Source organism: Halorubrum sp. AD140 (assembly GCF_034497445.1).
Lineage (GTDB): Archaea > Halobacteriota > Halobacteria > Halobacteriales > Haloferacaceae > Halorubrum.
The window spans coordinates 17,587-26,952 of record NZ_JAXRUU010000017.1; the positions used below are offsets into that span (position 1 = coordinate 17,587).

The 9,366-nt window shown below is 69.1% G+C and carries 13 protein-coding genes; 6 read left to right on the plus strand and 7 right to left on the minus strand.

The genetic code is table 11. The annotated features are described in order from the left end of the window. Positions 1 to 35 precede the first annotated feature (35 nt). The gene (locus U4E84_RS06345; protein WP_322531253.1) at positions 36 to 311 is read right to left on the minus strand and encodes a cytochrome C oxidase subunit IV family protein; all 276 of its coding nucleotides are present in this window, start codon (positions 309 to 311) and stop codon (positions 36 to 38) included. 145 nt (positions 312 to 456) lie between these two features. On the opposite strand from U4E84_RS06345, the gene U4E84_RS06350 reads away from it, so the two are divergent. Then, positions 457 to 975: a hypothetical protein gene (locus U4E84_RS06350; RefSeq protein WP_322531254.1), complete on the plus strand. Its 519-nt coding sequence runs from the start codon at positions 457 to 459 to the stop codon at positions 973 to 975. A 17-nt stretch (positions 976 to 992) separates the two neighbouring features. Here the strand turns inward: U4E84_RS06350 and U4E84_RS06355 are convergent, their stop codons facing one another. The 3 genes from U4E84_RS06355 to U4E84_RS06365 form a co-directional block, all read right to left on the minus strand. Next, positions 993 to 1,247 carry a HalOD1 output domain-containing protein gene (locus U4E84_RS06355; RefSeq protein WP_322531255.1) on the minus strand — a complete coding sequence of 85 codons (255 nt, stop codon included), beginning with the start codon at positions 1,245 to 1,247 and terminating at the stop codon, positions 993 to 995. A 79-nt stretch (positions 1,248 to 1,326) separates the two neighbouring features. Then, the gene (locus tag U4E84_RS06360) at positions 1,327 to 1,818 is read right to left on the minus strand and encodes an Lrp/AsnC family transcriptional regulator (protein WP_322531256.1); all 492 of its coding nucleotides are present in this window, start codon (positions 1,816 to 1,818) and stop codon (positions 1,327 to 1,329) included. 139 nt (positions 1,819 to 1,957) lie between these two features. Then, positions 1,958 to 2,470 carry a halocyanin domain-containing protein gene (locus U4E84_RS06365; protein ID WP_322531257.1) on the minus strand — a complete coding sequence of 171 codons (513 nt, stop codon included), beginning with the start codon at positions 2,468 to 2,470 and terminating at the stop codon, positions 1,958 to 1,960. Between the two features lie 146 nt (positions 2,471 to 2,616). On the opposite strand from U4E84_RS06365, the gene U4E84_RS06370 reads away from it, so the two are divergent. Beyond that, positions 2,617 to 3,207, plus strand: a complete 591-nt coding sequence (locus tag U4E84_RS06370) for a hypothetical protein (protein ID WP_322531258.1) — start codon at positions 2,617 to 2,619, stop codon at positions 3,205 to 3,207. 94 nt (positions 3,208 to 3,301) lie between these two features. Then, positions 3,302 to 4,489, plus strand: a complete 1,188-nt coding sequence (locus U4E84_RS06375) for a redox-regulated ATPase YchF (protein WP_322531259.1) — start codon at positions 3,302 to 3,304, stop codon at positions 4,487 to 4,489. A 30-nt stretch (positions 4,490 to 4,519) separates the two neighbouring features. On the opposite strand, the gene U4E84_RS06380 is transcribed toward U4E84_RS06375, so the two are convergent. Then, on the minus strand, positions 4,520 to 4,987 hold the full coding sequence (locus tag U4E84_RS06380; protein WP_322531260.1) for a GNAT family N-acetyltransferase: 468 nt from the start codon (positions 4,985 to 4,987) through the stop codon (positions 4,520 to 4,522). Positions 4,988 to 5,112: 125 nt separating this feature from the next. Here U4E84_RS06380 and U4E84_RS06385 point away from each other — a divergent pair, with 125 nt between their 5' ends. Then, a complete protein-coding gene (locus tag U4E84_RS06385; RefSeq protein ID WP_322531261.1) occupies positions 5,113 to 5,943 on the plus strand; it encodes an amidohydrolase family protein in 831 nt (276 codons plus the stop codon). 40 nt (positions 5,944 to 5,983) lie between these two features. Further along, positions 5,984 to 6,535: a DUF371 domain-containing protein gene (locus U4E84_RS06390; RefSeq protein ID WP_322531262.1), complete on the plus strand. Its 552-nt coding sequence runs from the start codon at positions 5,984 to 5,986 to the stop codon at positions 6,533 to 6,535. 75 nt (positions 6,536 to 6,610) lie between these two features. Here the strand turns inward: U4E84_RS06390 and U4E84_RS06395 are convergent, their stop codons facing one another. Then, positions 6,611 to 6,964: a hypothetical protein gene (locus tag U4E84_RS06395; RefSeq protein ID WP_322531263.1), complete on the minus strand. Its 354-nt coding sequence runs from the start codon at positions 6,962 to 6,964 to the stop codon at positions 6,611 to 6,613. Between the two features lie 55 nt (positions 6,965 to 7,019). After that, the gene (locus tag U4E84_RS06400) at positions 7,020 to 7,622 is read right to left on the minus strand and encodes a CoA pyrophosphatase (RefSeq protein WP_322531264.1); all 603 of its coding nucleotides are present in this window, start codon (positions 7,620 to 7,622) and stop codon (positions 7,020 to 7,022) included. A gap of 152 nt (positions 7,623 to 7,774) precedes the next feature. On the opposite strand from U4E84_RS06400, the gene proS reads away from it, so the two are divergent. After that, a complete protein-coding gene (gene proS / locus U4E84_RS06405; protein ID WP_322531265.1) occupies positions 7,775 to 9,247 on the plus strand; it encodes a proline--tRNA ligase in 1,473 nt (490 codons plus the stop codon). Positions 9,248 to 9,366: the final 119 nt, after the last annotated feature.

Here is a 9,366-nt window from a genome sequence, read left to right on the forward strand (position 1 = left end):
ACAAAAAACACACCCGAACGCGGAAGCGGCGGACGCTACGAAATGGAGTACGTCGCCGCGGCCATCAGCAGCATGGTGAGCGCGAGCGCGAGCGCCATCACGTAGGTGAGCGAGCGGTTCTCCCATCGGAGGTGCTGGAAGTACGCGACGATGAGCAGCGTCTTGACCGTCGCGATGACCATCGTTCCGCCGAACGCCTGGGCGTACGTAAAGTTGAGGACGTCGACCTCGAAGAGAACGAAATTCAGCGCCGCCGCGACGAGGAGCGCGACGTATATCGCCGAGTACAGCTTGAGGGAGTCGGACGACATTGGTTGACTGCACCTTCGTCCGCGTGCTTAAAGAATTAACCATCCGATCCCCCCGTCGGCGCGCGCTCTCACCCGGCGCGACCCCGAAACCCATATGCCCGTGACGCGCCGATCTGCGTCCGGTTGCGGACCCCGAGGACTCACCGTGGACCCGATCGAACCGACGGACGACCTGCTCGAGTCGCTGTACGTCGTCAACAAGGTGGCAAAGCAGTTCGCCGACGAGGCGACCGCCGCCTACGACCGCGGCGACGTCACCGAGAGCAACGTCCGTTCGGCCCGCAAGGACGCCCTCTACCGCACGAAGACCGCGGTCCTCTCGCGCGTCGTCGCTCACGAGGACGCGCGCGTCACCGGGGAGTACCACGCCATCGGCGGCGACGTCTGGCTGTTCCTCACGGTCGGCGACTGGCAGTTCCACCAGCCGCCGCGCGCCATCGGGAGCGACCTCGCGGAGACGGTCGACGTCGCGAACTCCCCGGAGGAGCCGATCGACGCGCCGTACGAGCGCGACCCGTCCGTCGAGCGCTCCGACCGGTCGCTGGAGGCGGCGCTCACCGATTTGGCCGACGCGGGCGTCAACGCGAACGACCACCTCGCGCGGCCGACCGTGACGAGCGAGCACGACCGCATCGTCGACGTGCGCTGGTCGTTCCTTCCGTGAACGGCTACTTGCGCCGTTCACCCAGACACCACCTTGACGTCGTCGGGTCCGACGGTAACTTCGTACCCGTTGTAGGGGAAGGTCACTCGGACTTCCGTCTGGCCGGCCGTCGGCGGAGCCGCGGCGATCTCACCCAATGCGTCGGGGTCGATCGCTTCGAAGAGTGGAGGAGTAAGTTCGACGGGATCGACGCCTTCTCGATCGGCTATCTTCCCAACAATCTCGAAAATCATCGTATCGACGTTCGCCGTTGCGGTCTGCGCGTGGACCATATCGCACACTATCGCCTCGTCCTGTTTGAATCCATTGCCTAATTGATATTTTCCAGTTCGAGTCAAGCGGGGCTGGAAATCAGCCAGCGTCCTCCTCCTCGTCCACGAACTCCTCCCCGAAGTGGTTGTACGGGTTGGTTCGCTCTTGTTTCATCATCTCCATCCGCTCGATATCGACGCCGAGCGAGTCCAGAGACTCCAGGGCGTCCTCGACGTCTTTCGACGTGCGGCCCACTACCTCCAGCGACAGGTTCTCGTTGTTCGTCAGCAGCTCGCGTATGCTTACGACGCCGGTCACCTCCATGACGTCGTCCGCCATCTTCTCTCGGTCCCGCAGGGGGACCGTCGCGGTGACGAGGAGGTGATGACCCAACCCCGTTTCACTGTACTTGATGATCGGGTGATACCCGAGAATGACGCCGCGCTCCTCGAGGTCGCTGATTCGATTGGCGACCGTGCTGGACGACACGCCGACTTTCTCGGCCATGTCCTCGGTCGTGTTCCGTCTGGCGTTCTGCTGGAGAAGGTACAGGATGCCCTTATCCACGCTGTCGAGTTCCTCGGAAACCATCCCTACACGTTGGCGTTCACCACGGAAATGGCTTTCCGCGGTAGTCGGCGTTGAACGGGGACACCTCCCGACCAGACCGACTCAAACGGTATTCACCGACGCGAAAATCGAACGACCGCGAGGAGGGCTCGAACCGGCGTTAGCTCTCGACGACCTCGATCGCTCCGAGCATCCCGTTCGCTTCGTGCGGGGTGCAGACGTAGAGCTGGATCCCGGCTTCCTCGAACGTCTCCTCGAACGTCTCGCCCTCATCGTCGACCGCGTCGCCGCTGTTGAACTCGGCGGCCGAATCCTCGACCGAGGCGACGTTGTGCGCGCCGCCCTCGCCGGTCCACTCCCAGACGACCGTCGTCCCGGCGTCGATCCGGAGCGCCGGGGGGTCGAACGCGAATCCGGTGTCGCCGGCGCCGACCGCGACGCTGACCTCGTCCTCTCCGGTGTGGTCGGCGATCGTCCCCTCGTACAGCTGGGCGTCGCTGAGGTACTCGTCGATCTCGCTCGGCACGTCGTCCTCCGCTGAGCCGTCGTCGCCGTCTCCGCCGTCGCTCCCGTCGCCGCCGTCCCCACCGCCGGAACAGCCGGCGATCGTTCCCAGGGCGAGCGCGGCTCCGGTTCCGGCGACGTACCGTCGTCTGCTCAGTCTGTCAGACATCGCTATTTCTAGACGTCCGAGCCTTACAAACCCCTTGATGACCCCGTATCGCCGGAACGGCCGGAGGTTTTAAGGGCGTCCACGAGCCCCGGTCGGGGCCGCGCCGTCGGCGGCTTTATTCGCCGGCGGCGCCGTGAGTCGGACGTATGCGGGAGGACGAGCTGGCGACCGCGGTCGTCGATCACTACGGGGCCGTTTACGACGACCCTGAGGTCCGGCTGGAGGAGCCGTACGACGCCGAGGGCCGGCGCGGGGTCGTCGACGCGTACGTCCGACTGCGGACGCCGGAGCGCGTCGACCACGTGATCGAACTCAAGGGGGACGCCGCCGTCCGCCGCGCGACCGGCGCGAACGAGATCCTGCGCCAGTACCGGCGCATGGAGCGGTACTTCCACGCCGACGCGCGCCACGCGATCCGACCGAAGCTGGGGCGGACGGAGCCCGGCGCGCGCTTCCTGCTGTTGTTCGCGCCCACGCCGACCTGCGTTTACCACGTCGCCACGCACCGGTCGCTGTACGGCTCGGTCGACGTCGCGGCCCGCGTCGACGACGTCCCGGCGGTCCGCACGGTCGCGTTCCTCACCGGCCTCGACGGCGACCCGGCAGATCTCGGGATGCTCTCGGTCAACGCCGACGCCCGATTCGGCTCCGAGGCGTTCCTCGACGCGGTGCCGCCCGACTCGCGGCTCGCGGAGGGCCTGCGCGGCGTCGACGACGACCTCGTCGAGTTCCCGTGACGAGTCCCGGCGGCGGACGACGGAGCCGACGGCGAACGCCGATCCCGGCGCGGGCGACCGAAAGGCGCTTTTCGCCGCGCCGCCACCCACGACCATGATCACGGTCGCGTTGGCGGGGAAGCCGAACGCCGGGAAGTCCACGTTCTACACGGCCGCGACGATGGCCGACGTCGACGTCGCGAACTACCCGTTCACGACGATCGACGCGAACCGGGGCGTCACGCACGTCCGGACGGAGTGTCCGTGTCTCGACCGCGAGGAGCGCTGTGGCAACGAGAACTGCCGCGAGGGGAAGCGATACGTTCCCGTCGAGCTCCTCGACGTGGCCGGGCTCGTCCCGGGCGCCCACGAGGGGAAGGGGCTCGGCAACCAGTTCCTCGACGAGCTGACGAACGCGGACGTCGTGTTGAACGTCGTCGACGCGTCGGGGGCGACGAACGCGGAGGGCGAGCCCGTCGCGGTCGGCTCGCACGACCCCCTCGACGACGTGGACTTCGTCGAGGAGGAGATGGACCTGTGGCTCGCGGGCATCGTCGAGCGCAACTGGGAGAGCGTCGAGCGCAAGTCGCGCTCGCCGGACTTCGACCTCGAGGAGTCGGTCACGGACCTGCTGACCGGGTTCGGCGCGACGGAACACGACGTGACGGCGGTTCTGCGCGGGCTGGAGTACCCCGGCGACCCGAAGGTGTGGACCGGCGACGACCGCGAGGCGCTCGCGCGCGCGATCCGCCGGCGCACGAAGCCCATCGTCGTCGTCGCCAACAAGGTCGACGCCGCGCCAGAGGGGGCGCTCGACCGGATCCGCGAGGGGACCGACAAGCCCGTGATCCCGGCGACGGCCGACGGCGAGCTCGGCCTCCGGCGCGCGGTCGAGGCGGGCGTCGTCGACTACGACCCCGGCGACGGCGACTTCGAGGTCGTCGGCGAGGTCTCGGACGGCCAGCGCGAGGGGCTCGCCGCGATCCGCGGCGCGATGACCGAACACGGCGGGACCGGGGTCCAGACCGCGCTGAACGCCGCCGTCTACGACCTGCTCGACCGGATCACCGTCTACCCGGTCCAGGACGCCTCGAAGTGGACGGACGGGACGGGAAACGTCCTCCCGGACGCCTTTCTCCTCCCGTCGGGGGCGACGCCGCCGGACCTCGCGTACGCCGTCCACACCGACATCGGCGAGGGGTACCTCCACGCGGTCGACGCGCGCACTTCGCGTCGGATCGGCGAGGACCACGAGCTGGCCGAGGGCGACGTGGTGAAGATCGTCTCGACCGCGGGGCCGTGATTCGAGCGGGGACGCCCGGCCGCCCGTGTCTCACTCCAGAGGGCGCGTGTACGTCACCTGTTTCGGCTCGAATCCCGCGTCGCGGTAGAACCGCCGCGCGCCGTCGTTGTCCCACTCACACGAGACGGTGAGGTAGTCGCAGCCCTCCTCGCGGGCCATCCGATCCACCCGCTCGACGACCGCCTCGCCGTACCCTCGGCTCCGGTGTCCCGCGTCGATCTCGAGGTTCGCGATGTCGAGATACCGTCCTAGCTCTCGGGAGGGTCGGTCGCCGGTTTCGACGGTGACGAACCCGACCGTCTTGCCGTCAACGACGACGAGATAGTCGGTCACGGAGGGGTCGTCGAGGTGCGCGCGGAAGCCGTCGTCGGGGACCGCCGTCGCGTCCTCGTAGGCGACCTCGTTCAGCGCCGAGTACGGCTCCATCGCCGTCGCGAGGTCGTACCAGCGCTCGACGAGGGCGTCGAGATCGGTCTCGTCGGCTTCGACGAGTTCCATGTCGAACCGCGAGGCGGGCCACCCCCTTCAGCCTTCCTTCGGTGTGCGTCCGCGTCGCGTCCGGAAGCGCGGGGCCGCGCGTGAGACCGACAGGCACATGCGGATCGACCGTGAGGAACCGGTAGATGCTCGGGCTGGAACACGACTTCCGGATCGTCGACACCCGCGCGACGCTGGACCCCGACGAGTCCTCGGTCGCCACGCACGGCCGGGACATCTCCCCCGAGCGGCTGGAGCGCGAGATGCTCCAGGCCGGCGTGGTGCGCGCCGTCGCGAGCCCCGGCCGACGCGCTCCCGGGCAGAGCTACCTGCGCGCGAACAACGCGGTCGCGCGGCTCTCGATCGACCGCCCGTTCGTCGCGTTCGCGCGGCTCAACGGCCCGCGAGACCCGGGGTCGGGGCCGCTCTCGACGGTGCGGAACCTCCGCGCCGAGCGCGCCGACCACCATGCCCGGCCGGACGACGTCGAGCAGTACTCCTACGACGACCGCTTCCACGGGTTCACGCTGGTGCCGCACGCGGACGGGCTCCCTAACGAGGACGTGCTGCGTCGGCTGGAGGCGGCCGACCTCCCCCTCATCGTTCACGCCGGCAGGGAGTTCCCGCCCGCGGCGGTCGAGCGCGAACTGCTCGCGTACGACCTCCCGCTCGTGCTCGCGAGCTTCGGCGGGTACCCCCTCGACGCCGACCTGATGAACGAGACGCTCGACCTGCTCGACGAGTACGACCGGCTCTACGTCGACACCAGCGCCGTGCGCTACCGCGAGGTGCTCGAACGCGGCGTCCTCGAACACCCCGACCGCGTCCTCTTCGGCTCCGGCGCGCCGGACGTCCACCCGAACGTCGGCGTTATGGAGGTGCTCACCCTCGACGTCTCGGAGGACCTGATGCGGCGCGTGTTCGCGAAGAACCCCGCTCGGCTGATCCCCGCGCTCGCCGAGGGCGCTGACGTCTGAACCGACGGCCACTTGTCCCGCCGCCGCGGACTCGACGAGCATGAGCGACGCCGAGGCCGACGCGGACGGCGACGAGGGGACCACCGACGTCGACGCGACCGCCCGCGACGCCGGCGGGCCCGAGGACCCCCTCGTGGAGGTCGTGCGCGCGTCCGGCCACGAGCACGTCAGCGCCACGCACCCGAGCACGTTCGAACTCACGACCGACGACTGGCTCACGCCCGCGGGCGACTGCATCGTCGGCGTCGCGGCCGACCGAGCGCCGCGCGACTTCTCGTCCGCGTTCCGCGAGGCGTGCCGGAACGCGACCGCGACCATCGCGGCGACGATCGCGGTCGGGGAGCCCGGCGCCGCCTCGGTCGACCTCGCGGACCCCGCCCACGTCGACGAGGTCGTCGGCCGGGGAGACCCCGACCTCACGCTGCTCGACGACCGCTCGATGGTCGGTCGAACGAGCGGGTACACCGACGACGAGCGCACGATCCTCGTCGACGGCGACAGCGCGGCCGCCGACTTCGATCGGGACCTCGTGTCAGCGCTCGCGGACGGCGCACCGGTCGCGCTGCGGCTGGACGTCGCGCGGGACGAGTGACGCGAGCCGGGAGGAACGAAGCGGAGTACGAGCGTGTAGTGAGCCGGGAGCTGACGTCAGCCGCCTCCCGTCCGATCAGACGCGGTCGTCGGAGGCGGCCTCGACGAGGGCGCTGACGGGGAACGGATCCCGCCGGTCGAACGACGCGAAGACGGCCTCGTAGCGGGCCGAGGGGAGGAGGAGCACGACGACCTCGTCGAAGAGCAGCGTCTGGGCCTCGAACTCCGTTCCGAGGAGCTGTTTGAGGTCGTCGCCGGTCACCTGGTTGGCCATTATCAACCGGTACACCGCCTCCAAATCCCGGTCGGAGTACCGCGATTCGACGTCCTCCCGGATGTAGTCGATGCTGAAATCGAGGGCGTCCAGGTGGGCTATCACGCGCGCCTCGGCGCCGTCGACGCCGCGGAGGGTCTCGACGAGATCGGACACACCGGTGAATTTTGCTGTCACCTACTAAAACTGCTCATTCGGACCCGTCTCGGCGTCAGATCGGCAGCTCCGCGTCGGCCTCCACCTCTCGGTCGACCTCCTCGGGCGCGCACCAGTCGGTCGTGTGCTCCAGCAGCTGGACGACCATCCGTCCCGTCACGCCCCAGACGGTGTAGCCGTCGACGTGGAAGAAGTGAACCCGGTGGTCGCCGTACTCCGGGTGACCGACGCGGTACTCCGACTCGTAGTTCGCGGGGTCGGTCAGCCCGCTGACGGGGAGCACGGCCACCTCCGCGACCTCCGACTCGTCGGGGAGGTACTCGCGGTCGGGGGCGACGGCGACGAACGGTCGGACGCGGTAGGCGGAGGAGGTCCGCGTGTCGTCGAGCCGCCCGACGACGTCGACCTCGTCGGGGCGCATCCCCACCTCCTCATTCGCCTCGCGGAGCGCGGTGTCGGTGAGGGTGCGGTCCTCCGGTTCGCGGCCGCCGCCGGGGAAGCTCATCTGTCCGGGGTGTTTCCCGAGGTGTGCCGCGCGCTTCGTGAACAGCAGGTGGGCCTCGCCGGCCCGCTCGATGACGGGCGCGAGCACAGCCGCCTCGCGGCGCGCTACCGCCACTTCCTCGGGCGTGTGCCGACGCAGCCCCGACAGGTCCATATCGGGGGTAGGAGTCCGTAGGGGGTTAACGTTTCTCCGCGTTCCGGCGATCCGAAACGATCGGGGGTGCCGGCCGTCGGGGGAGGACCGGGCTCTGAACGACCCGCACGGCTTCGGACGTTTTAAGCCCGCGACCGACCCTTCACACGACAATGAACGACGACGACCAGGAGCTCGGCATCACCGAGTCCAAGTCGCACAACACCGGGGAGTGGTACGCCGAGGTCGTACAGAAGGCGGGACTGGCCGACTACGGCCCCGAGGGGATGAGCGGGTTCATCGTCACCCGGCCGCGCGCGTACGCCGTCTGGGAGCGCCTGCAGGCGTTCCTCGACGCGAAGTTCAAGGACACCGGCGTCCGGAACGCCTACTTCCCGCTGTTCATCCCCGAGTCGTACCTCGAGCGCGAGAAGGACATCGTCGAGGGGTTCGACCCCGAGGTCGCGTGGGTGACCGAGGCCGGCACGAAGGAGCTCGAGGAGCGCCTCGCGGTCCGGCCCACCTCGGAGTCGATCATCACGCCGTACATCAGCCGGTGGGTGCGGAGCCACCGCGACCTCCCGCTGCGCGTGAACCAGTGGTGTTCGGTCGTGCGCTGGGAGGCGACGGAGACGAAGCCGTTCTTCCGCACGAAGGAGTTCCTCTGGCAGGAGGGCCACACCGCCCACGCCACCTACGAGGACGCGTGGGAGGAGACGCTGACGCGGCTCGACCAGTACGCGTCCGTCTACGAGGACCTGCTCGCGCTCCCCGTCCTCAAGGGCCAGAAGCCCGACCACGACAAGTTCCCCGGCGCGGACACGACCACGACCGTCGAGGCGCTGATGCCGGACGGGAAGTCGGTGCAGGCCGGCACCTCTCACCACCTGGGGCAGTCGTTCGCGGAGGCGTTCGACATCACCTTTGCCGACGAGGACGAGGAGGAACAGACCGCCCACACCACCTCGTGGGGGCTCTCGTGGCGCGCGCTGGGCGCGCTGATCATGACCCACTCCGACGAGCAGGGGCTCGTGCTCCCGCCCGGCGTCGCTCCCGAGCAGGTCGTCGTCGTCCCGATCTGGCAGGCGGACACGAAAGACGACGTGCTCGACTACGCCGAGGGCGTCGCCGCCGACCTCGAAGCCGCCGGCGTCCGCGTCGAGCTCGACGACCGCGACGAGCGCAATCCCGGGTTCAAGTTCAACGAGCACGAGCTCAACGGCGTCCCGCTCCGGATCGAGATCGGTCCCCACGAGGTCGAGGACGGCGAGCTCACGCTCGTTCACCGGCCCGACGGCGAGAGCGTCGTCGAGGGGCGCGAGGACGCCGCCGAGACCGTCCGCGACCACCTCGACGAGGTGTACGCGAAGCTGTACGCCGCCGCTGAGGAGACCCTCGAGGGCGAGGTCCGCGAGGCCGGCGACCGCGCCGAGATCCTCGGAACCCTCGGCCAGCATGGCGGCTACGTGAAGGCCCCGTGGTGTGGCGACGAGGCGTGCGAGGAGCCGATCAAAGAGCCGATGGCCGCCGAGATCGTGATGGTCCCGTTCGCGGACGACGATCCGCTCGTCGGCGGCGACGAGGAGACGTGCGCGATCTGCGGCGAAGACGCGGAACGGACCGCCTACTTCGCGAAGTCGTACTAAGCCTCGGTCGCCGACAGCGGTCCCCTCCGACGCTGCCCCCGCTCCCGCCCACCGCGCCGCAGTCGTCCGTTTAATCCGCGTTGATCCCGCTTAACGGAGATCGGTATATATACCGAAAC

Bases quoted from the DNA above. Each gene is read 5' to 3' on its own strand.
- U4E84_RS06345 (WP_322531253.1), bottom strand. From the start codon at position 311: ATGTCGTCCGACTCCCTCAAGCTGTACTCGGCGATATACGTCGCGCTC.
- U4E84_RS06355 (WP_322531255.1), bottom strand. From the start codon at position 1,247: ATGGTCCACGCGCAGACCGCAACGGCGAACGTCGATACGATGATTTTC.
- U4E84_RS06360 (WP_322531256.1), bottom strand. From the start codon at position 1,818: ATGGTTTCCGAGGAACTCGACAGCGTGGATAAGGGCATCCTGTACCTT.
- U4E84_RS06365 (WP_322531257.1), bottom strand. From the start codon at position 2,470: ATGTCTGACAGACTGAGCAGACGACGGTACGTCGCCGGAACCGGAGCC.
- U4E84_RS06370 (WP_322531258.1), top strand. From the start codon at position 2,617: ATGCGGGAGGACGAGCTGGCGACCGCGGTCGTCGATCACTACGGGGCC.
- U4E84_RS06375 (WP_322531259.1), top strand. From the start codon at position 3,302: ATGATCACGGTCGCGTTGGCGGGGAAGCCGAACGCCGGGAAGTCCACG.
- U4E84_RS06380 (WP_322531260.1), bottom strand. From the start codon at position 4,987: ATGGAACTCGTCGAAGCCGACGAGACCGATCTCGACGCCCTCGTCGAG.
- U4E84_RS06385 (WP_322531261.1), top strand. From the start codon at position 5,113: ATGCTCGGGCTGGAACACGACTTCCGGATCGTCGACACCCGCGCGACG.
- U4E84_RS06390 (WP_322531262.1), top strand. From the start codon at position 5,984: ATGAGCGACGCCGAGGCCGACGCGGACGGCGACGAGGGGACCACCGAC.
- U4E84_RS06400 (WP_322531264.1), bottom strand. From the start codon at position 7,622: ATGGACCTGTCGGGGCTGCGTCGGCACACGCCCGAGGAAGTGGCGGTA.
- proS (WP_322531265.1), top strand. From the start codon at position 7,775: ATGAACGACGACGACCAGGAGCTCGGCATCACCGAGTCCAAGTCGCAC.